We start from the raw sequence: 25126 nt of genomic DNA, 5'->3' as shown, positions 1-25126 counted from the left end.
AGACCGCGTCACGCACTCTGAAACCGGAAGAGCCATCAAAGTCATCTACTCCGGCGCGGCATCCGACCCTGCGCACCTGCAGAAGCACGTCCGCAATCAGGCGCGCATGGATGCGATCAAAGACCGGATGAAAGACGCCGATGACGAACTCGAAATCGCCATTGTGCAGGGCATGATGCTCACCGGATTCGATGCTCCGCCGCTGCATACGCTCTATCTGGACCGTCCGCTGAAAAGTGCGCTGCTCATGCAGACACTCGCCCGAGTCAACCGCAAGTTCCGGCAGAAGGAAAGCGGGCTGCTGGTTGCGTACGCACCGCTCATCGACAACCTGCAAGAGGCGATTGCCGAGTTCACCAAGAGCTCGACAGCAGAAGACGAAAAGGTCATCGGGCAGAACATCGAAGATGCAGTGAAAATCGTTCGTGGTTTCATCGAGAAGCTCAACGCGATTGCCGGTGAGGAATGGCGCGAAATGGAAGCTGGGGGACAGCAGCGAAAAGCACGCCTGCACGTGCTGGCGAAGCTGCGTGACCCACAGACAGCTGACGAAAAAGGTCGCTACCCGAAGGCGAGAAAGTTTAATGAGTACGCGGGCAAACTGGCCAGAGCGTGGGCACTGGCTTCGGGAAGTTCTGATGCCGCTCAGTACCGCAATGACGTGCGGTTCTACTCCGATGTGCGCAACCAGCTGGTCAAGATGGACGCGGCGGATAGTCGGGCCAATGGCGAGCCTTTGAGTGACGAGGTCCTAACGCTGCTCAGCCAGCTAGTCGTTGAATCAAGTGCGTCGTCAAAGGTCATTGACGTGTACAGCGAAATCGACCGCGAACTGCCCAACCTGCAGGACCTGAACATTGAAGCGCTCAAACTGAAAGCGAAAGACAAATCAGAAACAGCGCTGCTCATTGACGCTCTGCGGCGTGACCTTCTGAAAGAAGCACGTACTGCGACCGGCAATAACAATGTTCGTGAAAAGCGATTCTCGGAGCGCATCCGCGACCTGATGAACCGTTACACCAACCAACAGCTGACGTCAGCCGAGATCATTGCCGAACTCATCGAACTGTCAAAAGAGATCGTTGCGGAAAACAAACGCGGTGAGTCCTTCAGCCCACCCTTGAGCAATGATGAACTGGCGTTCTATGACGTGATTGCCGATGGCGCCTCGCAAGACCAGGTGTTGGAGGATGACGTGCTCGCCCAGATTGCTCGCGACCTGGTGGCAACCCTTCGTCGCGATGCGAAAACCGACTGGACCGTGCGCGATGACGTGCGGGCCAAACTGCGCCGGTCAATCAAGACCCTGCTGCGTAAATACAACTATCCGATGGAACAGCGGGCCGAAGCAGTCGTTCACGTGTTGGAGCAGATGGAACGCTTCGCACCCCGGTGGTCTGACGCCGCATAGTGGGTTACAGGGGTAGGTGTTGTGCCTCTAGCGAGCATATTCGTGATGGGAGTCAAGAAGAAGTTCCATCGCAGCGGTGTAGCCACACAGCTCAACGACGAGTACGAAAAGCTGGCGAAAAGTTTGGGCTACTCATACTCGCAGGTCAAGACTGTTCAGTCGGGCCACTATGACGAGTACGACGTGACCAACAAGTTCTACAAATCGCTTGGCTATAAAGAACTCGAAGTGTTCCCCACCCTGTGGGACGAATGGAACCCCTGCCAGGTGTTCATCAAATATCTAGGCGACTGACGGGAGTGGCGAGTGGTGGCCGTTTGACCAGGTCGATCCAAAAGTGAAAGGTGAAGAAGCTTGGGCCGGGTGGTGTTTCACGGCTTCCCACTTAACTTCCCACTCGACATAACACTGTGGGAAGTTAAGTGGGAAGCTTGTGGGAAGCTGTTGTGGTCCGGTAGTGCCGGGTTTCTTCGGCACAACGGCTACGTTTTGATGCGGTAGCGCTGCCGGGGGCTTCGCAGTGGCTCAGTACGTTCGACGACACCTTCGGCGATGAGTTCGTTTACGGCTTTTTGCACCGCGGTACGGCTTAGTCGTGTTTCTTGCACAAGTTCTGATGTGGAAGCAGACGCCTGCCCTTTCAGTGCGGTGAATACTTGATCAAAAGCGCTCGCGTAGCGTTCTTTTTCTGCCACTCTTCGCCGGTGGAAGATAATCGTGAAACTGTCTAGCCGGTTGATGTACTCAGGCGGTGGCATGAGGGCATCGGCGAGCGAGCGTTGAATAACTGCGATGCCTGTGCCCCTGTTTTCGGCAACGACACCTGCTCCGCCGCCGTCATCGTGAAACTTCACGTCCTCGAGAAACGAAGAGAGGCGTTGGTTTCGGGTTGAGCTCACACCTGGCTTCCCGAGGTTTCGTACCGTGACGCCTCCGTACAGTCCTCCCGGGCTCGTGATCTCAAGACGATCAACGAACATGTTGATTTGCACCTGACTGCCTTGCGCGTGCGGTGAGTAATCGCGGTGCATGAGGGCGTTCACTAGAGCTTCGCGTACTGCGATGGGAGGGTAGTCCGGCAGGTCTGAGCGGTACTTTTCGCCGATAAGCGCGGCAGTGCGCATGTTGTTCTTTACGATTTCGATTCCGTCGTCAACGAGCTCCGGGATGGTGCCCGTGAGGGTTTTGCTGTCGAGGAGTCGAACTCCTTCAGTGACGGAGCCCTTGGTTGTTCCTGGGAAGCTGGCAAATGTCACTGTGAGGCGCGGGAAGAATTCCTGCGGATATTCGCCCATGACAAGCAGAGACGCCAGGGTCGGGTGTCCGTCCTTAAGGATGCGCAGGCGCTTCATAGCGGTTTCGGTGCCGTCGTTAAAAGTTTTGGGGCGACGTTCGCGTTGAACAGCCATGTAGGCATTCACGGTGTCTGAATGCAGATCTTCAAGCTGTGCTTCCGTCACTGACTGTTCGTCCCATTTGGGTTGAGTCCGCTCCTCAATGAGGCGCTCGACTTCATATTGTGTAAGTCGGACGTCACCGTCGCCAACCCGAATATAGCTTCCGCCATATTTACCCTGGTCAGTTACGAAACAGGGTTTGTCTTCGGAGGTCATTTCATTGACTTCCGCTACAACAATCAAGGAGTCCTCAAAGGGGACTATGTCGACGATTGGGCGTACCGGGGGTGTGGTTTGGGCACATCGAGTTTCCAGTGCGTCCTGGGCTTTCGCCGCATCGAAGCCCTCCACGGGTAAGAATCCGTTTGACTCATCCAAACCCAGGATGATGAGGCCGCCGTTGGCGTTCGCGAACGCACTGAGAGTTTCGCGAATTGATTTGCCAGCATTGCTCTTGACTTCGGTGGGCTGGTTGTCAGTCCCTACCAGCCGCAGTGCGTGGACGATTGACTCTAGGCGTTCGGTGTCCATCGAGTGCTCACTAACTTCCCACTTAACTTCCCACTCAGCATAACACTGTGGGAAGTTAAGTGGGAAGTTAGTGGGAAGTTGAATGGGGCATGTGGCAGTAGGGAGTCAGCCGAGGTATTCGTTCAAGATGATGTTGCCTTTGACGTCATCACAGAATCAGATGTGCTGGGGTGCGTTGGGCAGATAAAGGACCGGCCGCTGCTTAGCAGACAGGTAATCGCTGGGTTCTGGCGTTGAGTCACCAGCAAGAACCGCTGATTCCGTCTTCCGCTATGGGGTACCTCTCGCCGTAGAATCGTCATGGTTTCGGCGCTGAAGTCCGTGGGAGGTATGAGTGGTTGAGTGTTTCAAACCATTCGTTCATACCTACGTGTACTGGGTAGGTTTCATCCTTGGCTTCGCGGTAGTGCCTGGTTCTTTGCTCTCCACTGCTGGAGTCGCCCCGGTGAATCTCCCATTGTGGCTTGCGCCTCTCGCGGGGCTGCTTCTTTTTGTTGTTGATCGGCCATCAGCATGGGAGGCGCCGCTCCGACGAGCATTGCTGATCCGAGTGCTAGGTGCAGGAGTTGCGACCTTCGTGCTGGTCGCTTTTGATGCAGTTGCCTCCACCCACTACGGTTCTCAACATTGGGGTGAGACGCTCATATCTCTCGGTCTGGGCTGGGTCGTCTTCACGGCAGTGGCGGGGCGCATGCTTATGAGAAGCTCAACCCGATACGACACGCCTACTTTCATGAACAGGGACGCGATCCGTACCTACACGACATGGATTGGAATCTGTTTCGGAATTTTCTATATCCCCGCCGTGGGGCTCTCCGCAGCCGGCACTCTTTGGATGGTCCTTCCACTTTTCGGAACATTTCTCACCGGCTTCGTTCTTTTGATTGTTGACCCGCCACGACGATGGTCGCAACCGCGGGTGAGGGCACTGTGGATACGACTTGTGTCAAGCGGGGCAGCGGCATTGCTGCTTGCTGTCACGAACTCGTTCTATCGCAGTACTCGCACACACGAGATTTTCGTCGGGGACTGGCAGGAAAACCTGATCTTCTTCGTGGGTGCGTGGACACTTTATGCCGCGGCGGCTGCGGCCGCGTATCTTATGCGCGGCCCCAACCGCGAAGCATATGACAGCCTCAGTAAATGAATTCAGCTAGGCGAGTGACAGCAGAGAAATCGGAACTCGACATCTGCAGAGGGTTGCGCCTGATAGCAACCCGCACCGCCTCTTCCGCCCAGCGATCCGGTAAACGCGCCTGCGGCCTGGAATACGAGACACGCAGTGCGGCCATAAACCGCTCCTCACAGAAGGAGCGGCCGCACGTAAATCTGCCAACGCCACCGAAGCCAATCCTGTTCAACCAACGTAGAGAGGCTTCATGGCTGCGTCTCCTTCCGCACGCACTTCCGCGCCCGCACACCCAGCAGAAAACAGGTTGCTGACAATCATGTTTGCGGCCACCCTGGCCGCCTTCATCGCCACCTTCAACGAAACGTTCCTCAACGTCGGCTTCACCCACATCATGGCCGACTTCAAGATCGGCGTGCCCACTGTTCAATGGTTCGCCACTGCCTACATGCTGGGTGCTGACCGTGGCCCCACGCCCCAAACTCGGCACGTTCATGGGACTCATGGGAGCGATGACCACCCTCGGTCATCTTGGTCGCCATCGCACTTCTGGGCCTGCTCTACGGCATTTCCACCATCTTCGGCCCCGTCCAGTCATTCTGGCCCTCATCGCTGTGGTGCTCGGCTGGACCGGAACACGAGCAACCACCGCCCACCCGGCCACAAGCAGTGCCGAGCAGCCCGGAGCAGGGGCTTCCACCTCGGAAGCTGCCGACATCCTGGTTGCTCAGCTGATGAAGCAGGACATCTACTTCCTGGCACCCAGCGACACCATCCGCCAGGCGCTGCATATGTTCGTCGACAAGCGAATCTCAGGCGTGCCGCTGCTGGAAGAGGACCGCACCCTGGCAGGCTTCGTATCCGCCGGTGACGAGCTCAACGTGAACGACGACCTACGTGGCCGCGGCCGACTGAGACAAAGCGCGCAGCTCAAGGTAAGCCGCGCGAAGTGAGCGGTACGGGGGAGGCGAGCGGCACCTCGCCAATCAACGGCACTAGGGCATAGAGAATCCCGGGACATCGAGTGAACGATGTCCCGGGACTTCACACTGTGCGCGAGAGGGGACTTGAACCCCTACGTCCGAAGACACTGGAACCTAAATCCAGCGCGTCTGCCAATTCCGCCACTCGCGCGGGCGAACCCAGCATACAAGACCCTGACTTTGGTCAGTGGGGCTCGAGGTGGGTTCGCGGGATTGGGGCGAGGTGCCGAGGTGGCTTGTTGCCGAGGTGGGGAAGCGGCTCGGCTGTTGCCGGTTGGTCAGTCGATGCCGAGTTCGCGGCGCAGACGCTCCACGTGACCCTTGGCACGCACGTTGTACTGGGCGACCTTCACAACACCTTCTTCATCCAGCACGATCGTGGAGCGGATAACACCCTGGACGATCTTGCCGTAGTTCTTCTTTTCGCCGAACGCACCCCATTCGGTCATGACCTGCTTGTCCGGGTCGGACAGCAGCTGGAAGTTCAGGCCTTCCTTTTCCACGAACTGGGCGAGTTTTTCCGGTTTGTCCGGCGAAACCCCAAGCACTGTGTAGCCGGCTGATTTCAGTGATGACAGGCTGTCGCGGAAGTCACACGCCTGCGTGGTGCAGCCGGGAGTCATCGCTCGCGGGTAGAAGTAGACGATGACGGGCGTGCCGCGCAGATCCGAGAGGGTTACGTCCTTACCCGTGTGGTCGGTCAGGGTGAAATCCGGTGCGGTGTCGCCGATCTCCAGTCGGGTCATGGCCTTCCCTTCGTTACGGGGCGTAAGTTCTGCGTCTCATTCTGCCACCTGCCGTTCAGTGTCAGTCGGTCACGGTAAGCTCGGGTGGGTAAGCAGACTTCCGAAGAAAAGGAATGCGCGTGAGCAACGTCTACACCTCGGACATCACTGTCGACAACGCTTCGAAGGCACAGCTCGAAGAATCCATCCGCCTGCGCGAACAGCGCCTGGCTGCCAACATCGACACCCTCATCGGCGAAGTCCACCCCAAGGCCATTGCCGCTCGTGCAACCGGCCGGGTCAAGGGAGCTGCCGTCAACTCGGACGGTTCAGTCCGCGCTGACACTGCCGCACTCGTCGGTGGTCTTGTTCTCAGCGCCGCAGCGATTGTCGCCCTGGGCATCGTGCGCAGCCAGCGCAAGTACTGATCAGGCACTGATCGGCAAGTATTCGCTGTATGTCTGAAACGTCGCGTACTCGGCCGGCGGCAGAAACCGCTGGCGAGCTTCCCATCCGCATGCTCCACGACCGTCTGCTCGTGGAACCTGACAAGGAAGCGGGGGAGCGCAGGTCTTCTGCTGGCATTGTCATTCCCGCAACCGCGGCCATGGGCAAGCGGCTGGCATGGGGCACGGTGGTGGCCACCGGCCCGAATGTGCGCCAAGTCAGCCTGCACGACACAATCCTGTTCGACCCAGAGGACCGCGCCGAGGTCGAACTCGACGGATCCCTATACACACTTCTGCGTGAACGCGATATTCACGCGATCTCGCAGACCGCGGGCGAGGACAGCACCGGCCTGTACCTGTAGCCGCTAGGGCGGCTGCTGGTTTGGCGTCGGGGCTGCCCTCCCTGATCGCACGAGGTGCCGCTCAGCTCGGTCTTGTGCGGTTAGTCACAAAGGTCGGATTTGGGCTGATTTCAATTTCCCACCGCCGCAGGAAGTGTGTATAGTAGTTTCTCGTTGCGCACCTCTAGCTCAATTGGTAGAGCAACTGACTCTTAATCAGTGGGTTCCGGGTTCGAGTCCCGGGGGGTGTACGAATCACCAAGACCGCCGTCCAGCATCGCTGGGCGGCGGTTTCTTTCGTTTGAGGCCTATGCGTTCCCGCCTCATCGATCGTTGCGAGGGGCTGTATTTCATGCGCAGGGTTGACTGGTCGACTGCGGCACGACTATTGTGGTCGTATCAACCTCAGCCGTTGACCCTCCACCGATAAGGAGAGTGCCGACGACTGAGGTTTTCGCGTATGCAGTGGAGGCCGCAAATGCACAGTGCGAGAGATCACAGAATGCCGCTTCGTGAAATCACGACAGCTGTGCTTGTCGACGGAGGCTTCTACCGTAAGAGAGCAGCCGCCCTGCTTGGGAAGAAAGATCCTGAACAGCGAGCAGCTGAGCTTCTTGCTTACTGTCGGCGCCACATCAGGGAATCACGCGCCGGTCTGTATCGTATCTTTTATTACGACTGCCCACCGTTAGACAAAGTCGTCTATCATCCGCTCACAAAAGAACAGGTAAACCTTGGGAAAAGTGAGCAGTTTGAGTGGATGACGCGCTTTTTGAAAGCGCTCACCAGGAAACGCAAGGTAGCCGTGCGTCGCGGGGAAAAGCTCGAAACCCAAGGCAACTATATTTTAAAAGACAAGCCCCTGAAGCGGCTGTGTTCAGGGAGCCTGCGGGTTGAAGACTTGTGCGAAGATGACTTCGTTCTTGATATAACGCAAAAGGGCGTAGATATGCGAATTGGTCTCGATATAGCCTCTCTTGCGCAACAAAAGTTAGTCAACCAGATAGTAATGATCGCCGGCGACAGTGACTTTGTTCCTGCCGCTAAGCTGGCGAGGCGCTCCGGTATCGATTTCATCTTAGATCCAATGTGGGCCTCAGTCACAGACAGCCTGAACGAGCACATCGACGGAGTGCGTGAATGCGTCACGAACAGACCTGAGTCCCTAAATGATCCTTTGCATGTAAACAACATGGCCAAAGAGTTGGAACCAGACAATGTCGATGATGAAATGTAAACCATCAAAGTGAACAAGCTGCTCACCGCGAGCGTTGACAAGCAGGAGGGCGCGTCATGAGCAACATCAATCATTTCCTGCTCGTCTTTGACCATGTCCAGGACAAGCTCATCATGCAGGAGTCTTTTGGCACTGATGCGGAGCGGGCAATGGAAGAATACGCAAAGCTCGAAGCGGAGTACCGCGACTCACTATCTACAGACGTTGTTCTTGTCGGCTCAGATTCCCTCGAAACAGTGAAGGCAACGCACAGCACCTACTTCACCGGTTTCGCAGCAGCAAGCGGAGCAGACGGCCTGCTCGAAACACTGACACCCTAACGACCTCACCACAGCGTCCTTGCAGCTAAAGCGCCGGCCTACAGGTGCGTAATGCTCAAGAGAACACTAACCCCCACAGCACACAGGCTGCGGGATTGCTTTTGTTTACGAAAACGAGCGGCAGCTAAGTCCCTACTGTGGGGAGGACGGTCCGATGCCAGAGTTTGATGACGTCAATAGGTATTTTGCCTCGATGCGTCATGTCTTCTATTCGCTGTTGGCGATTGCTGACGAAGCACGTGGACGTGAACCCAGGCGAGTTTATAGGCCGTTCGAAGAAGACCCGGATCTGTTCTTCGACGATGCTTATAGTGCAGTTGTCGATGCTGGCGCAATAGTTGACGATGACGAACTTTTGCCATTTCGCTTGGAATTTTTGCATGCTTTTCAGTGCTGGACTGGGCGAGAAGTGACAAGCATCGAGGCCCTGTTGGTTTGGCAGAAGCCTCATTGGCGAAAGGACGCAGTTCTTCATGACGACTTCTAAGCAGTGGGTTCTGGCTTCCCGCCCCACCGGCACCCCAACTATGGACAACTTCCGCCTCGAAGAGGTTGAGCTTCCCGAGCTCTCCGACGGGCAGATCCTCGTAGAGAACAAGGTCAACACGGTCGACCCCTACATGCGCGGCCGGATGAACGATGTGAAGTCCTACATTCCGCCTTTCGAAATCGACAAGCCGATGACCGGCGGCGCTGTCGGCATCGTCCGCGAATCCCGCTCCGAAAAGTTCAAAGTGGGTGACGACGTCAGCCACTCGCTGGGTTGGCAGGACGTCGCCGTCGTCGATGAGTCAGCCGCCAAACCCGTCGACCTCGACATGGCACCCGCGCACGCCTACCTCGGCATCCTCGGCCTGACCGGTCTGACCGCCTATGTTGGTCTGACCCGCATTGCCGAAATCAAGGAAGGCGATGTCGTGTTCGTTTCCGGCGCGGCAGGCGCAGTCGGTTCGGCTGTCGGTCAGTTTGCTCGTCAGCTCGGCGCATCGAAGGTCATCGGATCGGCCGGCACCGACGAAAAGGTTGAGCGGCTCAAGGAGCTCGGCTTCGATAGCGCCATCAACTACCGCGAAGGCAATCTTTCCGCACAGCTCAAGGAAGCTGCGCCAGAAGGCATCGACCTGTACTTCGACAACGTCGGCGGTGAACACCTCGAAGCAGCCATTGCCCGCATGAACGAGTTCGGCCGCGTCGCCATGTGCGGCGCGATCGCGCAATACAACGACACCGAGAAACCCTCGGGGCCGCGCAACCTCGCGCTTGCCATCGGCAAGTGCCTCACTCTGCGCGGATTCGTCCTCGGCAAGTATCTGGACGTCGCCCCTGAATTCCAGGAGCGCATGGCTCCGCTCGTCCTCAAGGGTGACATCAAGTACGACGTGACCACCCGCCACGGCATCGAAGCCATGCCTGAGGCATTCCTCGAGCTTTTCTCTGGTGGCAACACCGGCAAGATGGTTGTTGAGATGTGATCACTGGGATTCGCAGACCGTGGTGAGCTTCGCCTCGTAAGCGGTGAGCGTCCCGCCTTGTTGGCGGGACGCTCTTTGCTTGATCAGTCGGAAACGACCTGCGTATTCCCTCCTTTGGTGAACCTCACCGTGCCCAAGGGCGGCAGGTTCCACCCATGAAGGATGTGGCTGAGCGCTCGGCTGGGCGACTGCGCATTCTGCAGACGCTGAAGCCAGGGCCGCCAGGCATCCGCATTGAGCCGAAAATCCGGATAAGGATCACCGAACCACTGTTTAAAAAGATGGCCGTGCAGGGCTTCCTGCAATTCCCCCTGCTTCCGCGCACTCGTCAGCAGCTCAGCGAGTAAGAAGTACTGGATCGGGCTGAACCCGGCATTGTGCAGTTCTGCGGCTGTGGCCTTCCAAGATTGAGGGACACCCGTGCCGCCCTTGACGACGCTGCCTGCAATGAAATTCATGGCGATCGCCCCTGGGAATGCAGGGCAGTGGTCGAGCATGTAGCGAGACCACAGAGGGCGATCAGCTTCAGGGACTTCGCCCCAACCATCTGTTGGGTCGACGTTGTCAGATGTGCCTGTACCGGTGTTGCCACGGTGAGTAGACATGGGAATGTTCCTAACCGGATCCCGTGCGTCTGCGCGACGGGATCCATCGACTTGCATGAACGTTTGCTCATGCCGGTTCTTCCCCTGGGGCACCCCGCTCGATGGAGAGGGTTGTCGTGCAGCCAGCCAGGTACTGAAAGCTGCAACTCTTGAACCTGCCGACAACATACTGGAACCGCAGAAACTTCGGGCGGAAGCGGTAACAAATCGTCATATTTGCATGCTTGGCGACAGGCCGGCGCGCACGATGAGTTTCTGTGGGAAGAGAAAAGCCTCGGAACTTCCGTTCCGAGGCTTTGACTGGGGTGGCTAACGGGACTTGAACCCGCGACCCCCGCGACCACAACGCGGTGCTCTACCAGCTGAGCTATAGCCACCATCACTGCCGCTTGGACAGCATTGACAATGGTAAGCCACGCTCGGCCGTAAGGCCAAATCGGCTCATGTTTCACTCCGTCGAGCTCAACAGGCGCCTTGCTGAACCCCTGCATTCACACAGCGAACAGTCACGTTCTCACCAGCAGATAAACGAGCCATAACGTTTTCCGTGCAAACTGGGAACTGCAATATGCGCGGCGTAAAATCACTCAGGTGAAATAGCGGTTCACCCACCCGCTGACACGTTGGAACCAACGACACTGACTCCCCAGTAGAAAGCCCCGAGGATGAAGCACGCTGACGTCAGCTTTGCTGAGGACAGAACTGTCCTGCTGACGATCGACGGCGCCTCGGAACGCTGCCGAGACCTGGGTGCAGCACTTGCGGCCGTCCGCGACGAAGCGGCAATCGACGATCACCCCATATTCGTGCAGATCACCGACGGTGATTCTTCACATTCCGTGGTCATCGCGGCTGATGGAACAGTGGCAACAAGCGAACTTCCCATAATCCAGCCGCAGAACGCAGTAGAGAACAGAGAAGACCGCACTGTCGAAAGCGCGCAAGAATCAAAAGCTCCCGACCAGGGGAGCGGGCTGGAAAATCAGGCGGACACCTCGGCACCCTTCACAGAATCTGCCGTGCCATACGCCTCGGCTGCGGGATCCCCGGAGGGTGATTCCGCACCCCGGCCAGCAAGGGCAGACAGGCCGGTGGAGGAGCCTGGTGGCACCGCGGAAGAAAACGGCACAAGGCGAGCCGCAAGGCGCCACCGCGCCCGGCAGGGCAACGGATCACTGCTGACCCGGCTGCTCTCTGACGAACCAAAACCAACAAGGACCGCACGCGAAGACCGCCGCAAACGCAGGCCATCCATGCTGGTGCCGTCAATCGTGTTGGCCGTCATGCTGATCGTGGTCATCGTTCTGTGGGTCATCCCATCATTCGTCGGCGCACCCGACGGCGGGCTGGAAGAAACCTCAGCAAATGTCTCCGGTGGAGCCGAACAGCCCAAACTGAGCCTCAAAAAATCAGACAGCGTCGTTCCCGGATTCAAGAATGAACCTGCGTGGGAACTCCCTGTCGACCCTGCGGCATCAGTCAGTGCATCCGAACGCGGAATCGTCGTAGTCAAAAACCAAACCGTCGACATCTACGACCCGGCAACCGGCCGCAAACGCACAAACATCACCATGGACGGCGATATTCAGATCGCCGCCGAGACCAAAATCAACAACCGCCCAGTCCTCCTGCTGCGCTCAGGTGATACCGCAGAAGTCCTCTTCGACGGTGAAGACAAAACCCGCAAGTACGAACTTCCCAAGAACGCCGAAATCTCGCTGGCCGGAACATCACCCATGGTCGTTGCCGACGACAAGCTCTACCACTTCCACGATGACAAAGTGCACCCCGTTGTGGGCATCGAATCCGGCTTCACCCCCATGGGGCTCGACGGTCGGAAGATCATCACCGCCGCCTTCGACGGCGACGTCGCAGTATCCGACACCGACACTGGCCTGACGGAGAAGTTCTCACTCGAAAAACCCGGTCGCGACCTCGTAATCCTCAAATGGGTGACAGCCGGACACGGCAAAATCGTCACGGTGTGGGGCGAAAGCGGAACTGAACTAGAATCCGACGCCTCTGTGCAGGTCGTAGTCAGCGACACCAGCCAAGGCAAGATCGTGTCAACGGTCGAAGCTCAGGCGAACCGAATCTCCGAAGCCAAATGGGAACGGGGGCAGGGCTTCCACCTGGCAGTATTCGGTCCCTACCTCTTCGACATGAAGACCGGCCTGCTGGTACGTGACGAGGCAGGCGAAGATGTGCGCTTCGGGGAACCCCGCGGCACATACACGCCTGCAGTGGTCGAAGGCAGCCCCGCAATCGTCGCAGGTGACGCCGCCTACGAAACCAGCAACAACCTCATGGCCGTCGATTCGGACGGCGAATACGCGGTCGTCCGCAGCGAATCCGATACAATCAGAGGCTACGCACAAGCACACGAAGGGTAATAACGGGCGTTGCGCCGTACTTCGGTCAGACGTTCGAAACAGCTGAGCACGCACATTTGAGCACGTACAACGCTGATGCACACACCGGAAGGCAGCATGAGAATCACGTTCAAGCGCCCGGCGATAGCCGTCGCGCTGTGCTGTTTTGCCGCCTCCGGCCTGCTGTTCACAATCGCCATCCCGGCAGCCTCGCAGCCGGAAAACAATCCCACCGCAGCCTCAACCGCATCGCGGACTTCAGACACCCCGTACGATCCTGACGGCGATAACAGCCCTCCGCCGTCGAGTGAACCCGCAGACGGGTCAAGCGGTACTCCGACGGGCACGCCCACCCCCAACCCGAGTGGGGACCCCTCGGAGTCGCCGTCTGAGGACCCCTCGGAATCACCGTCTGAGGACCCCTCGGCATCGCCGACGCCGACCGAAAAGCCGAAGCCAACGTCGAAACCCACTCAGAAGCCAACTGAGAAACCAGTCCCGGAGCAGCCGGACGAACCCGAGGATCCTCCAGCCGACGACCCCCGTCTGCCGAACACAGGTCCGCCTAGCAGCAGTCCACTGCCTCCCGATGGCCGCTTCAACAGTGACAGCTCTGGCCGGCAGGGCGGCTATCCGGACACCGGCAACAGCGGCACAAACTGGGTTCCGCAGAGCCCCAGCCCTGGTTCTGGAGGCTATGCCGAACAGAACCACGGTGCGGTCAACGACCCCGTTCCCACCCCCGAAGCCGAACAGGCCGAGTCCTCCGAAGACGGCAGCCGCAACTCCGCGCTGAAAGGCAGCCAGGCCGGTGCCGACAATGCTGAAGCTCGCAGCAGCAGCCTGCTGTGGGGTGGCCTGACAATCCTCGTGGGCTTGGCTGTCATTGTGGCGGCGTGGCTGTTCCTGCGCCGCTCACAGAAAGACCAGGAGCAGCGCGGCTGAGTGCCGCATCTGCCGCACAATTACGAGGTGGAGCACCAAATCCCGGAGTCTCGGCACCCGGGTGTTCCGGCACCTCGGCACCGGATCTTCAGAACAGCGGGCGGTCTGGCGTGTGCCCCTCAAGTTCCAACAGCATCCGCTTGCGCTCAAGCCCGCCGGCATAGCCGACCAAACCGCCGTCGGCGCCCATCACCCTGTGGCACGGCACGATGATGCTGATGGGATTGTGTCCCACAGCGCCGCCGACAGCCTGCGCCATGCCCGGTTTGCCCAGCTGCCGGGCAATCTGCCCGTACGTGGTCAGTTCGCCAAACGGAATGTCCAGCAGCAGCGGCCAAACGCGCTTCTGACTGTCGGTGCCGTGCAGGGCAATAGGAACATCGAAAGTCTGCCGCTGCCCGGCAAAGTACTCACGCAGCTGCTCAAGAGCCGGTCCGATGACCGGATCACCAGCTGCCGAGGCGGAGCTGAGCTCCCGCCCGAAAACTTCCGGTTCGGGACTGTGCTTGATGGGCACGTGGTGAACTCCGACCAGCTGGTCGTCGTGCGCGATGACAACGGTGGGCCCGGTCGGCAGAGTCACGTGCGCGTGACGGGCTGAGCACATAGGATCAGCGGCCGTCGTTTTCTATGTCCATGCGCTGCAGGCTGATCTGACGTGCCGAAGGTTCGACGTTTGACTTTACAACCGTCTTCTCTGTGACCTCGAAGTTTTCGCGGTACTTGCCGAACAGCAGCCGGCCCTGCGACACGAGCGCTGTCGAGGAATTGAAGATCATGAGCGTAAAGGGGAACAGCAGCCACTGAGCGAGCATCGACACTGAGCGCAGTCGTGAATAGCGCACAGGCCTGGGCGGCAGCAGGTTGACGAACACCAGCAGCGATGTGAGCAGCATGATCATGGCCACCTGCTGGATGGCTCCGACCAAAAACGGCATGTTGCTGGTGAACTCCGGTGCGTTTTCGCCGGTGGCACGCAGCACCAGGAACGGCACCCAACCGCCTACGGCGATGATGATAGAAACACTGGCGAGCGTGACGTGGCTTTCCAACAGCAGAATGAACTGACACAGCGTGCGGAAGAACTTGGGCTTCGAATTGGCCCAGCCCTTAACGGCGTAGGGAACGTCAGAAGCGCCGTAGGACCAGCGGGACAGCTGCTTGAACTGCGCTTTGATCGACTGCCCCAGGTTCCCAGCCAACACCGCGTCCTGATAAATGGGCACGTGCACCGGGATCACCCGGTAGTTGCCATCGAAATGGAAGTACGACCGCCAGAACTGGTGGCCGTCTTCGACGATGGTGCGCGTGGACCAGAAGTCCATGTCGATAAGCGCATCGAGCGGCTGCGAATGTGATGCGAAGTTCCGCAGCGAAAACGGCCGGACCGTCTGTGTGAGGTTGAAGAAGCAGTTGGCCGATGCGATTACGCGGGTGACCGCGGGGGCATCCCAGATGTTCGACAGGTACAGCGCGATCGGCTGGTAGGACGCCCGCTGGCGGTCTTCCGCCCGAATGTATTCGTAGGCGACGTAGTCGAAGTAGCTTTCGTACGGCTTGTTGTCACAGTCGAGCGTTGTGACTATGACTTCGGCAGGGTCGTAGCCGTTTTCTTCCGCCCACATGGCTGTGCGCCGGCCGGCGTAGGTGATGTTGCCGCCCTTGCCGGTGATTTCACCGGGGATATCGCGGGGGTGTTCAACGAGTTCGTAGGTGCCGAACTTCGCGCCGTACTTTTCCTTCAGCCGCTGCGCCGTCAGCTGCATGTCCGGGCCGCCGCGCTCTTCGTAGGCGAAGAAGATGTGCAGGTGATCCGCCGGTGTCGTTGTGTACAGCAGCCCGCGGATGGTCGGTTCGATGACTTCGTACGGTTCGTTGTACGCCGCAATGATGACAGCGTGCTGCACCCTGGCCGGGTGCGGGTAGTTCTGGGGGTTTTTCTGCACCTGCCGCAGCAGCTGCCGATGCTGGGCTGCCCTGAACGATCCCGGTGGGGTCGGCGGGACTCGTTTGCCGTCCAAGACCAGCGCAATGTCCAGCAGGCGCGCATTCCAGTCCACGCGAGCAGCCAGGCGAAAACGTCGCAGTCCGCGCACAAGGTCAATCGCACCGCGCACACCCCGAATGAACATGTAGGCGACGATCGCCAGCACCCACAGCGCACCCCACGTGGGGTTGATGAGCGAAAGGACCACAACAGCAGCCAAATTCCCGTAGCTGAAGAGCGCCGGGATCATTTCGAAGAAACGGTAGCGGGAGTCCCGCTTGCCCAGCGGGATTTCGTTTCTTTCGTCTGCCGATGTCAGGGGAGCGGCGGTGGTGCTCATGTTCAGCTGTCTGCCGAGGTGCCTGGGGACTTCGGCTGGTCACTTTCGGCTGAGTCGGTGGGGAAGTACTCGGAGGTGATTTCGGAGGCGATCTTCGCTGAGGCCGTTGAGTCAGGAGCTTCAGCGGTGAAGACCGCCCGGCGGTAGTAGGCGAGTTCGGCAATGGAATCGAGAATGTCGCCAAGGGCCCGGTGGTTGCCGGTCTTGGCCGGTGCCGAATAGTACGACGACGGGAACCAGCGCTTGGCCAGTTCCTTAATCGAGCTGACGTCGATGATGCGGTAGTGCAGATAGTCGACGAGTTCCGGCATCTGCTGCTGCAGGAACATTTTGTCGGTGCCGACTGAATTGCCGCCCAGCGGCGCCTTGCCGGAAACGGGGACGTGCGAACGGATGTAGTCCAAGACGCGCTTCTGTGCGTCAGCAACCGTAGTGCCCTGGTCGAGTTCGTCGATCAGCCCGGATTCACGGTGCATGTTCGTCACGAAGTCGTTCATGTTGTTCCGCGCGGCCTCAGACGGCTTGATGACGATGTCGATGCCATCGTCAAGCGGTTCGAGGTCGAAGTCGGTGACAATCGCCGCGACTTCGATCAGTTCGTCCGTGCCGACCTCAAGGCCGGTCATTTCGCAGTCAATCCATACAATTCTGTCTACAGCCACGACGCCCATATTAGCGGTGCGGCCTGACACCGCCCGGTGTGCGTAAGCAGACCGCTGAGAGTCCGCCCAAAACTCGGCTTTGTCGGGTACGTAGAATGGACAGTTGAACCGCAAGCTGATCGAAGGGGAGCGCGTGCGCTCAATTGCTGCAGTCGTGATGATCGTCCTGGGCGCTGTACTCGGCGTCGTCGGAGTTCTTCAGAAGACCGTGTGGGCACCGCCGGAAAACATTACGGCGACCACACAGACGGACGAAAGCTCCGCAGCGGCCGTCATCGAGCCCGGAGTTCTCAACCTGTACCCCGGCGAAGCCAAAGTGACCGTCAAGGGCACCGGCGACATCACAGTTGCCCACGCCTCGAAGCCCAACGTCGAAGCGTGGCTCGGCGAAGCCTCCTACCTCGACATCACCGGCCTGAAAACCCAAGAAGAGCTGCGCACAGAAAAAGTTGCCGGTGAAGGAGACAGTGTGCCCAACCCCGCGGGGGCGGACCTGTGGGAAGACTCCACGACCGAAGCCGAACAGGTGACCTTCACATGGAGCGAACCGGCTGGTGACACCTCGTTCTTGATCGGCAGCAGCGAAAAGACCGACCTGCAGGTGTCGGTGACGTGGCAGAACGACGCCACCAACCCGTGGGCGACCCCGCTGATCATCATCGGACTCATCCTCATCGTTCTGGGTATCCTGCTGTTCATCTCCGGCACCAAAGCGAAGAAGCGCGAAAAAGAACGCGAGGAAGCGCGCCGTGAGCGCCGTCGCCGTCTGGCCCAGATGGGCTCGGCCTTCGCGATCGTTCCCGGCTTGGCACTCGCCGGCTGTGGTGCACAGGAACTGCCCGAACCGCAGCCGTTGGAAACCCCCACCGCACCGGCAGCCTCCGTCACCGACGAACAGCTCGAACGCGTGCTGGAGAACATCAACACCACCATCAAGGAAGCCGACGACAAGCTCGACACGAAGAAACTCGGCGAACGTGCCGACGGCAGCTTCTTCCAGCAGCGCGAAGGCGCCTACAAGATTAAGAAGAAGGACAAAAAGGCCAAGCTGCCGGCAACCCCGGCCTTTGACGATGTCAAGGTGAACTTCACTTCGGCAACCGACACCTGGCCGCGGATCACATCGGCAGTCGTCAGCGGAAACGACCAAACCCAGCTGGTCATGCTCAGCCAGCAGGACCCCCGCAGTCCCTACCGCCTGTGGGCGCTGACCGTGCTTCTGCCCGGCGCTGAATTCCCCGAAGTCGAAGATGCGCGCGTCGGTTCGGGCCTCCTGGCGGCCGATCAGGACGGCCTGGTCATGACGCCCAAGCAGACCGTCGAAAACTACGCTGAAAAACTCCAGAAGCCCAACAAGGCCAAGCGCAAGGGCGACTTCGAAGACGACGCGTTCGCCAAACAGGAAAACGACACGTTCAAGAAGATCAAGAAGGAAATCGAAAAGGGCAACGGCTCGGCCAAGGTTGAGTACAGCCCCGGCAAGCAGATCGCAGCCCAGTCGACCACCGACGGATCGGCCATCGTGATCGGCTCGGCAGTGCAGACTCTTTCCCTGTCACCCGAAACGCGCGAGGGCCAAACCGGCGAACTCACAGTGCCCAACCCGCAGGCCAAGGTCGTCGGCGAAAGCAAAACCCAGCGCACACTGCAGACCGAATACACACAGGTCTACGCATTCGTCGTGCCCAAGAAGGGCGAAGGCAAGGTGCGCCTGATCGGCGTTTCAACCGCCATGTCCGACGCCAAACTCAGCGGCAACAACTGACGAGGAGAACATGACTATTCCCCAGCAGCCCGAACACCCCGGACACGGCCAGCAGGCAGGAGGCCCGCAGGCCGGCCAGCCGAACCAGCCCGGCCAGCCGGGACCTCAGCAGCCCGACCAGCCAGGAGCCCAGGAAGGCCTTGACCTTTCGGCGGTTCGCGGACACGGCACCTCGGCAGCTTCGGCACCGGGCGGTGCGGCACAATCAAGCGAGGCACCCGGCCCCAACCAGGTCGAAGTTCCCGCACTCGCCTTCGAAGTGAACGAGCAGACCTTTGAATCGGCCGCCCGACTGTCGATGGAACTGCCCGTGGTGCTCGTGCTGTACTCCGGCCAGCAGCCCGAAAGCCAGCAGATCCTGCCCGTCATGCAGAAGATCGTTGAAGACCAGGCTGGTCGCGCAGTGCTGGGACTCGTGGATGTTGCCACCAGTCCCGCCATCCAGCAGGCATTCCAGGTGCAGGCCCTGCCGACGGTTGTCGCCGTCATCAAGGGCCAGCCCGTTCCGCTGTTCCAGGGTATGCAGCCCGAAGCGCAGATCCGCCAGCTGTTTGACCAGATCGCACAGGCGGCGAGCCAAGCCGGACTGCACAAAACCGCGTGGGTCAAAGGCGCTCCCGGGCAGCAGGGGCCCCGCCACCCCGAAGCGCTCGAAGCACTTGAAGCCGGCGACCTCGACCGGGCCGAACAGGTGTACAAGAACGCACTCGCCGAATCGCCCGCAGATGACGAAGCGAAAGCCGGCATCGCCCGGGTCGGCCTGCTGCGCCGCACCCGCGATAAGGACCTCGCCGCCGTGCGCCAGGCCGCAGCCGACAACCCATCGTCCGTTGACGCGGCGATTGACTGCGCTGACCTCGACGTAGCAGGCGGACACGTAGAAGACGCATTCACACGACTGATCACGCTCATTGGAACCACCGCGGGCGACGACCGCGAAAAACTTCGCGTGCACCTGCTGGACCTGTTCGACGCCGTCGGCGCTGAAGACGCACGCGTCGTCAAAGCCCGCGGCCGTCTGATGCGCGCACTGTTCTGATGACACGGCTTCTGAGCGCCGGACTGCTGGCGCTGGTTGGAGTTCTCGGCTTGGTGCTGGTGACATCAGCACTGTCCGTTGTCGGCTTTGACGGGCAGGCCCGCACCGAGGCGATGACCGCTGACGAACGCAGCCAGGCAGTCATGATCGACCAGCAGCTGATTCCCGTGACCAATGCTGTGGCGGAGGTCAGCGTCGAATCCGACAGTCCCGTGTTCATCGGAACCGCCAACGGGGTTGACGCTCGCAGCTATCTAACGGGCACCGCGCACGACGAAGCCACCAAGATCAAACTGCCGGGCGAAATCGAGCACAGGTTCGTAGCCGGGGGAGACTCACTGCCGACTGACCCCGAAAGCCGCGACTGGTGGATTGCACAGGAAACCGGGACATCGCCGAAGGTTCGGCTGGGCCTTGACAGCAACCCGCAGATGGTCGTTGTTGCCGCACCTGAAGGTGACCTCGCTGACGCCAAAATCACCGTCACGGTTGACACGCCCGGTGTTGTTCCTCTGGCACTCATCGGCCTGGCTTTCACAGTGCTGGCCTTCGCGGCTGCAGTGTGGCTTTTCCTGTCCTGGAAGCACGACCAGCCGAAGGTCGCGGTGGGCCGCCGACGCGGTGCGGGCGAACAAAATGCCGAGGTACCCGGCACCCGGGTGCCAGAAGGCGAGGAGCCGGGCGGCACCTCGGCAGATGTGAAGAAGACAGCGGAGGGAGCCCGATGAAGCGCGCACTCAGCCTGATGACGGCAGCCTTTGCGGGACTGGGGCTGCTGAGCGCGTGTGCCGGCGCGCCGCCGATTGCCCGGCCCGCGGTTCCGCAGTCCAGCGAATACGCGAAGGCGCCGCTGCGTGCCGGCGATGGTTCGGCGTTCATCACCGACTACACGAAGAAACTGCAGAAAGCGCTTGCTGATGACGGCAAAGGTCTGGATGAAATTCAGGGCGGACCGATGCTCGACCGCACAAAAGCTGAAGTTCTCGTAGCGAAAGCCGAAAAGAAGAAACTCGGCACGGTCGGCTTCGACAAGGTGGTTGCAGGCGGGCCGAAGCAGTCGGAGTATCCGCTGTGGTTCTTTGCCTTCGCCAATGCTGACGATGCCGAATCCGGCACGCAGGCCCTCCTGGTGACGCGTGAAGATGCCAACAGCGAATGGACAGTGCAACAGGGACTTTTCATCGATCCCGAGCGTGTGCCGAACCTCGCACTGGAAGACGGCCAGGTTGCTGAGGCAGGCAAACAGTACGCCGTCGATTTCGGCAAGACCGTCACCGCGGTCAAGGACTACCTCAGCGGTGCGGGCAAATCCGGCGGCGGCGATTCGCTGGATGACTTTGACCCCAGCGGCGACGGCTTCAAGGGCTACCGCGACTACGTTGACGAGTACGCGAAAGACACCAAATCGTTCAAGCGCGTTGAATCACGCTGCCAGCCGTACACGGAAATCGACTTCGAAAAGTACGCGGTGAAAGCTGAGGGCGGCGGTGCTGTTTCGATGGCGGAAATGCGGTGCACCATCACACTCGAGGTGCCTGACGACTTCAACTTCACACTCCCCAAACAGGTTTCCGCCATCACCACGGGGAAGAAGAACGGCAACCGCGTAGAAATCGAAGCGTCAATCCCGTTCCTCATTGAAACCAGCAAGGGCAAGACCAAGCTCACCAGCCCCGACTGGTTCCCACTGTCCGGCAAACAGACCACCGCAAAGGGCGGGGGCAAGGACAAGAGCGAAGACAAAGGCAAGGACGAAGGCAAGGGCAAGGACGAGGACAAAGGCAAGGACTCCGGCGACTGAGCCGCGCCGCTGGCCTGGGTTGGCTCGGGCTGGTTTTGGCGGTTGGGGTGTACCCTTGGGGCCGGTTACCACCGGGTAGCAACAAAAACTCCCGTTAGCAGTTACGGCTAAAGCGCAGATTCCGGCTAAGGGGTGTCTCGGTGCGGCTAAGGCGTGGATTTGTTGCTAACGGGTGTTTTTGTTGGGGGATTGGCTGGCCGAGGTGCCGGCTGGCTGGCCGAGGTCTCTTCTGGGGGCGAGGTGCCTTCTGGCTCGAGGTGCCGGGTCCGCCAGCTTAAGCCCCGTACTGCTGGGCGATGCGGTCTACGCGGATAAGCCACAGGATGCCGAGCACTGGCAGCACCAGCGGAACAAAGCCGTAGCCGATGCCGAAACCTGACCACACGGTGGCTTCGGGGAAGAGCTCCGGGCGAACAAGGCTGAAAATGCCGACGGCAATAACTCCGATGAGTTCGATGAGCACCGAAACGACAGCAATCCGGTGGGCTGTGCGGTTGGCGATTGCCAGGCAGACCGTCGCGACAATGTAAACAACAGCCGAAAACGCGGACAGCCCGTAGGCCAGCGGCGCATGGTCGAAGTGCGAAACAAGCTGGTAACCGGCCCGCGCGGATGCCGACAGCGCAAAGATGCCGTACACCGCGGTCAGGGCGCGCCCCGGCCCGGAGTGCATTGCCGAGTACGCCTTGGTGTTACCGGTGTTGCCGGAAGTGTTCGCTGAGGTGTTCACAGCCAGATCTGGTCCATTCGAATAATCATGACGATGACGGTGGCGCCGGCTGCGGCCAGCACCCACGGTCCCCATTTGCTGGGCTCAATGTATCCCCACACCGCGGCTATCGGCACGAGGATGATTGCGGTCAGCACGTACCCGAAGAACAGCAGCGGGTCGGCGTTTGTCTGCCCGAAAAGCACAATGCTGGTGACCAGCTGAACGATCAGCAGCAGAAGCACGGCGCCTGCCCACCAGATCATTGCGATCGGTGCCGGACGGTTTCGCAGGGCCTGGATGGTGCCCCACAGGGCAAGCAGCCCGGCGGCCGCATATTGGGCATAGGTCAGGAACGCAATCACGCCTTAGAGTGTATCGCCGCGGTCGTTAGACTCGGTGTGTGCGTTCCTATTTCGACTATGCAGCGACATCGCCCATGCGCCCAACCGCGCTGAAGGCCTACACCGACGAACTGCAGCAGATCGGCAACCCATCGGCCCTGCATTCGCTGGGCCAGCAGTCGCGCCTGCGCTTGGAGGATTCTCGCGAGGTGCTGGCTCGGGCGGTCGGCGCATCGACCCCGGCCGAGGTGGTGCTCACCTCAGGCGGCACAGAAGCCGACAACCTGGCCATCAAGGGTCTGTTCTGGCACCGCAACGGCGTGCCGGCCGAAGGCGCGGGCACGCCAACACCCGCCCCTGAACTGTCGCACCCGGTCATCATCACCACCCCGATTGAGCACAACGCCGTCCTCGACACCGCCGGCTGGCTCGAAACCCAAGGTGCGCAGGTTCTCCTGGTGGATGTCGACGAAGACGGCCGCATCCGCCTGGACCACCTGGAGGAGCTGCTGCGCGAACACGGCGACCGCACGGCCCTCGTGTCGATCATGTACGCCAACAACGAAATCGGCACCGTCCAGCCGATCAAGGAAGCCGCAGCACTCGCCAAGGCCGCGGGCGTTCCCATCCACACCGACGCGGTGCAGGCATTCGGACAGCTGCCGCTGAACTTCGCCGACCTGGGCGTCGACGCAATGACTGTCACGGCCCACAAGATCGGCGGTCCGGTGGGCATCGGCGCTCTCATCCTGTCGCGCGACATCAAGGCGGTCCCCGTTCTGCACGGTGGTGGCCAGGAGCGCTCGCTGCGTTCGGGCACCCTTGATGTTGCAGGGGCTGCCGCTTTTGCCGCCGCCGCGCAGGAGGCAACGGGGGACATAGCTCACGAGGCGCCGCGCCTGTCCGGTCTGCGTGACCGGCTGATCGCCGGTATCGAAAACAGCGTCCCGGATGCTCACCTGTCAGGTCACCGTGAGGACCGGCTGCCGGGCAACGTCCACTTCACTTTCCCCGGAGCGGAAGCCGATTCCCTCCTGTTCCTGTTGGACGCGGCCGGGTTTGCCACCTCGGCCGGTTCGGCATGCAGTGCCGGTGTCAACCGGCCCAGCCACGTGCTCCTGGCCTGCGGATACCGCGAAGACGAGGCCCGCTCATCCCAGCGGTTCACACTGGGTCACGGAACAACAGAAGAAGAGGTCGACAAGCTCATCGAAGCCCTGCCCGGTGTTGTCGAGCAGGCACGCAAAGCCGGCATGAACTCCGCCTACGACTGGAGCCAGGCCGACTGAGCCGCAGTAAGGAATAGAATCAATGGCCCGAACGCTGTAACACCAGAGCTCTGTCACAGCAGGACGCTGTAAGATCGCGGGCGCTTTCAGAGCCAGCAGCCCAATCGAAGGAGGGACCGTGAAGGTACTGGCAGCCATGTCAGGCGGTGTGGACTCAGCCGTCGCCGCCGCACGAGCCAAAGACGCCGGACACGAAGTCGTCGGCGTGCACTTGGCGCTGTCGCGTATGCCCGGAACCCTGCGCACGGGCTCGCGCGGCTGCTGCACCATCGAAGACTCTCGCGACGCCGCCCGCGTTGCCGGCATGCTCGACATTCCGTTCTACGTGTGGGACTTCTCCGAACGCTTCAAAGAAGACATCGTCGATGACTTCATCGCCGAATACTCGCAGGGCCGCACCCCCAACCCGTGTATGCGCTGCAATGAACGCATCAAGTTCGCCGCCCTGCTCGACCGTGCGCTCGCCCTGGGTTTTGATGCGATTGCCACCGGCCACTACGCCGAAATCCAGTGGGTCGACGGCCACCCGCAGCTGCACCGCGGTCAGGACATGAACAAAGACCAGTCCTATGTTCTGGGCGTGCTGACAGAAGAGCAGCTGCGCCACTGCTATTTCCCCATCGGCGCCAGTGCCGCTAAGGCCGATGTTCGCGCCGAAGCTGCTGAACGCGGCTTCCCCGTGGCGAACAAACCGGACTCCTACGACATCTGCTTCATCCCCGACGGCAACACAAAAGCGTGGCTGGCAGACAAGATTCCCATGCGCCCCGGTCTCATCAAAGACAAAGAGGGCGAAGTGCTGGGCGAACATGACGGCGCACAGTCGTACACCATCGGCCAGCGCAAGGGCTTGGGCATCGACAAGCCGACCGCCGATGGCAAACCCCGCTACGTGGTCGATGTCGACACCCGCACGAACACCGTCACGGTGGGCCAGCGGCCGGACCTTTCCATCACCCGCTTAACGGGCATTCGCACCACGTGGTGCGGCCAGCCTCCGGAAGCCGCCGGAAACTCGGAAGACCGGGCCATGGAGTGCGAAGTGCAGATCCGCGCTCACGCTGAACCGGTTCCGGCCCGCATGTGGATGGGCGAATATCTGCCGGATCCGCCGGAAACCGAATTCAATGTCCCGCAGGCCCGCCCTGCCGGCCAGCTGATGCACATCAGCGTCGACGAACCCTTAAGCGGTGTTGCCCCCGGCCAGACGATGGTCGTCTACGACGGCACCCGGGTGCTCGGCCAGGCCACGATCGACCGCACGGCAGCCTGA

Annotated in this window: 27 protein-coding genes, 3 tRNA genes and 1 riboswitch; of the genes, 19 read left to right on the top strand and 11 right to left on the bottom strand. The window is 60.2% G+C overall.

The genetic code is table 11. The features are described 5' to 3' along the window. Both HMPREF3092_RS04465 and HMPREF3092_RS04460 read left to right on the top strand, forming a co-directional pair. Positions 1–1411, top strand: a 1411-nt coding sequence (locus tag HMPREF3092_RS04465) for a type I restriction enzyme endonuclease domain-containing protein (RefSeq protein ID WP_141737952.1), incomplete at its 5' end; no start/stop codon positions are given. A gap of 45 nt (positions 1412–1456) precedes the next feature. Then, entirely contained in the window at positions 1457–1705 is a 249-nt protein-coding gene (locus HMPREF3092_RS04460) for a GNAT family protein (RefSeq protein WP_070423973.1), read from the top strand. 188 nt (positions 1706–1893) lie between these two features. Here the strand turns inward: HMPREF3092_RS04460 and HMPREF3092_RS04455 are convergent, their stop codons facing one another. Further along, positions 1894–3339, bottom strand: coding sequence for an ATP-binding protein (locus HMPREF3092_RS04455; protein ID WP_070423972.1), 1446 nt, complete (start codon positions 3337–3339; stop codon positions 1894–1896). A 577-nt stretch (positions 3340–3916) separates the two neighbouring features. Here HMPREF3092_RS04455 and HMPREF3092_RS04450 point away from each other — a divergent pair. Beyond that, positions 3917–4486, top strand: coding sequence for a hypothetical protein (locus HMPREF3092_RS04450; protein ID WP_218079005.1), 570 nt, complete (start codon positions 3917–3919; stop codon positions 4484–4486). 210 nt (positions 4487–4696) lie between these two features. Here HMPREF3092_RS04450 and HMPREF3092_RS11185 read toward each other — a convergent pair whose 3' ends face one another. Beyond that, positions 4697–4891, bottom strand: coding sequence for a hypothetical protein (locus HMPREF3092_RS11185; protein ID WP_141737951.1), 195 nt, complete (start codon positions 4889–4891; stop codon positions 4697–4699). A 41-nt stretch (positions 4892–4932) separates the two neighbouring features. Between HMPREF3092_RS11185 and HMPREF3092_RS04445 the strand changes: the two genes are divergently transcribed. Next, positions 4933–5421: a CBS domain-containing protein gene (locus HMPREF3092_RS04445; RefSeq protein WP_218079004.1), complete on the top strand. Its 489-nt coding sequence runs from the start codon at positions 4933–4935 to the stop codon at positions 5419–5421. A 99-nt stretch (positions 5422–5520) separates the two neighbouring features. On the opposite strand, the gene HMPREF3092_RS04440 is transcribed toward HMPREF3092_RS04445, so the two are convergent. Beyond that, a tRNA-Leu gene (locus HMPREF3092_RS04440) sits at positions 5521–5602 on the bottom strand. A gap of 127 nt (positions 5603–5729) precedes the next feature. Further along, positions 5730–6197, bottom strand: coding sequence for a thioredoxin-dependent thiol peroxidase (gene bcp / locus HMPREF3092_RS04435; protein WP_070423969.1), 468 nt, complete (start codon positions 6195–6197; stop codon positions 5730–5732). Between the two features lie 119 nt (positions 6198–6316). Between bcp and HMPREF3092_RS04430 the strand changes: the two genes are divergently transcribed. From HMPREF3092_RS04430 to HMPREF3092_RS04400, 7 genes are all read left to right on the top strand, one after another. Next, positions 6317–6604: a DUF3618 domain-containing protein gene (locus HMPREF3092_RS04430; RefSeq protein ID WP_061941063.1), complete on the top strand. Its 288-nt coding sequence runs from the start codon at positions 6317–6319 to the stop codon at positions 6602–6604. Positions 6605–6633: 29 nt separating this feature from the next. Next, positions 6634–6987, top strand: a complete 354-nt coding sequence (locus HMPREF3092_RS04425) for a GroES family chaperonin (RefSeq protein WP_061941052.1) — start codon at positions 6634–6636, stop codon at positions 6985–6987. Positions 6988–7144: 157 nt separating this feature from the next. Then, positions 7145–7217, top strand: a tRNA-Lys gene (locus HMPREF3092_RS04420). 251 nt (positions 7218–7468) lie between these two features. After that, entirely contained in the window at positions 7469–8203 is a 735-nt protein-coding gene (locus tag HMPREF3092_RS04415; protein WP_070423980.1) for an NYN domain-containing protein, read from the top strand. Positions 8204–8259: 56 nt separating this feature from the next. After that, positions 8260–8523 carry a hypothetical protein gene (locus tag HMPREF3092_RS04410; RefSeq protein ID WP_070423968.1) on the top strand — a complete coding sequence of 88 codons (264 nt, stop codon included), beginning with the start codon at positions 8260–8262 and terminating at the stop codon, positions 8521–8523. A gap of 154 nt (positions 8524–8677) precedes the next feature. Continuing rightward, a complete protein-coding gene (locus HMPREF3092_RS11180; protein ID WP_141737950.1) occupies positions 8678–9010 on the top strand; it encodes a hypothetical protein in 333 nt (110 codons plus the stop codon). Then, entirely contained in the window at positions 8997–9995 is a 999-nt protein-coding gene (locus HMPREF3092_RS04400; protein ID WP_070423966.1) for an NADP-dependent oxidoreductase, read from the top strand. Before HMPREF3092_RS11180 ends, HMPREF3092_RS04400 begins: the two co-directional genes overlap by 14 nt. Positions 9996–10078: 83 nt before the next feature. On the opposite strand, the gene HMPREF3092_RS04395 is transcribed toward HMPREF3092_RS04400, so the two are convergent. Together HMPREF3092_RS04395 and HMPREF3092_RS04390 are read right to left on the bottom strand one after the other, a co-directional pair. Further along, positions 10079–10600, bottom strand: coding sequence for a hypothetical protein (locus HMPREF3092_RS04395; protein WP_256174377.1), 522 nt, complete (start codon positions 10598–10600; stop codon positions 10079–10081). Between the two features lie 42 nt (positions 10601–10642). Beyond that, positions 10643–10755: riboswitch (SAM riboswitch) on the bottom strand. Positions 10756–10901: 146 nt separating this feature from the next. Beyond that, a tRNA-His gene (locus tag HMPREF3092_RS04390) sits at positions 10902–10977 on the bottom strand. Between the two features lie 288 nt (positions 10978–11265). Here HMPREF3092_RS04390 and HMPREF3092_RS04385 point away from each other — a divergent pair. Both HMPREF3092_RS04385 and HMPREF3092_RS04380 read left to right on the top strand, forming a co-directional pair. Beyond that, the gene (locus HMPREF3092_RS04385) at positions 11266–12993 is read left to right on the top strand and encodes a hypothetical protein (protein WP_070423964.1); all 1728 of its coding nucleotides are present in this window, start codon (positions 11266–11268) and stop codon (positions 12991–12993) included. 96 nt (positions 12994–13089) lie between these two features. Further along, a complete protein-coding gene (locus HMPREF3092_RS04380) occupies positions 13090–13917 on the top strand; it encodes a hypothetical protein (protein ID WP_070423963.1) in 828 nt (275 codons plus the stop codon). A gap of 88 nt (positions 13918–14005) precedes the next feature. On the opposite strand, the gene HMPREF3092_RS04375 is transcribed toward HMPREF3092_RS04380, so the two are convergent. The 3 genes from HMPREF3092_RS04375 to orn are packed head-to-tail and all read right to left on the bottom strand — an operon-like array spanning position 14006 to position 16915. Next, positions 14006–14500 (bottom strand): methylated-DNA--[protein]-cysteine S-methyltransferase, encoded by a 495-nt coding sequence (locus HMPREF3092_RS04375; protein WP_305366916.1) that lies wholly within the window; start codon positions 14498–14500, stop codon positions 14006–14008. 28 nt (positions 14501–14528) lie between these two features. Then, positions 14529–16244: a glycosyltransferase family protein gene (locus HMPREF3092_RS04370; RefSeq protein ID WP_070423961.1), complete on the bottom strand. Its 1716-nt coding sequence runs from the start codon at positions 16242–16244 to the stop codon at positions 14529–14531. A gap of 2 nt (positions 16245–16246) precedes the next feature. After that, positions 16247–16915 (bottom strand): oligoribonuclease, encoded by a 669-nt coding sequence (orn, locus tag HMPREF3092_RS04365; RefSeq protein ID WP_070423960.1) that lies wholly within the window; start codon positions 16913–16915, stop codon positions 16247–16249. A gap of 94 nt (positions 16916–17009) precedes the next feature. Here orn and HMPREF3092_RS04360 point away from each other — a divergent pair, with 94 nt between their 5' ends. From HMPREF3092_RS04360 to HMPREF3092_RS04345, 4 genes are read left to right on the top strand one after another with little or no spacing between them, the layout of a single operon-like run. Further along, positions 17010–18671 (top strand): DUF8094 domain-containing protein, encoded by a 1662-nt coding sequence (locus HMPREF3092_RS04360; RefSeq protein WP_083274248.1) that lies wholly within the window; start codon positions 17010–17012, stop codon positions 18669–18671. Between the two features lie 10 nt (positions 18672–18681). Next, entirely contained in the window at positions 18682–19710 is a 1029-nt protein-coding gene (locus HMPREF3092_RS04355; protein ID WP_070423959.1) for a tetratricopeptide repeat protein, read from the top strand. After that, the gene (locus HMPREF3092_RS04350; protein ID WP_070423958.1) at positions 19710–20438 is read left to right on the top strand and encodes a hypothetical protein; all 729 of its coding nucleotides are present in this window, start codon (positions 19710–19712) and stop codon (positions 20436–20438) included. The genes HMPREF3092_RS04355 and HMPREF3092_RS04350 overlap by 1 nt, the downstream gene beginning before the upstream one ends. Further along, on the top strand, positions 20435–21511 hold the full coding sequence (locus tag HMPREF3092_RS04345; RefSeq protein ID WP_070423957.1) for a DUF8094 domain-containing protein: 1077 nt from the start codon (positions 20435–20437) through the stop codon (positions 21509–21511). The genes HMPREF3092_RS04350 and HMPREF3092_RS04345 overlap by 4 nt, the downstream gene beginning before the upstream one ends. Positions 21512–21785: 274 nt before the next feature. On the opposite strand, the gene HMPREF3092_RS04340 is transcribed toward HMPREF3092_RS04345, so the two are convergent. Then, a complete protein-coding gene (locus HMPREF3092_RS04340) occupies positions 21786–22241 on the bottom strand; it encodes a hypothetical protein (protein WP_019174726.1) in 456 nt (151 codons plus the stop codon). Continuing rightward, positions 22238–22585: a hypothetical protein gene (locus HMPREF3092_RS04335; protein ID WP_019174727.1), complete on the bottom strand. Its 348-nt coding sequence runs from the start codon at positions 22583–22585 to the stop codon at positions 22238–22240. Before HMPREF3092_RS04335 ends, HMPREF3092_RS04340 begins: the two co-directional genes overlap by 4 nt. A gap of 38 nt (positions 22586–22623) precedes the next feature. Between HMPREF3092_RS04335 and HMPREF3092_RS04330 the strand changes: the two genes are divergently transcribed. Both HMPREF3092_RS04330 and mnmA read left to right on the top strand, forming a co-directional pair. Then, on the top strand, positions 22624–23853 hold the full coding sequence (locus HMPREF3092_RS04330; protein ID WP_083274247.1) for a cysteine desulfurase family protein: 1230 nt from the start codon (positions 22624–22626) through the stop codon (positions 23851–23853). Between the two features lie 118 nt (positions 23854–23971). After that, positions 23972–25126 carry a tRNA 2-thiouridine(34) synthase MnmA gene (mnmA, locus tag HMPREF3092_RS04325; protein ID WP_019174729.1) on the top strand — a complete coding sequence of 385 codons (1155 nt, stop codon included), beginning with the start codon at positions 23972–23974 and terminating at the stop codon, positions 25124–25126.

It is taken from the genome of Brevibacterium sp. HMSC24B04, from assembly GCF_001806835.1.
In the GTDB taxonomy this organism is placed as follows: domain Bacteria; phylum Actinomycetota; class Actinomycetes; order Actinomycetales; family Brevibacteriaceae; genus Brevibacterium; species Brevibacterium ravenspurgense.
This window is presented reverse-complemented; position numbering and strand designations above follow the sequence as displayed.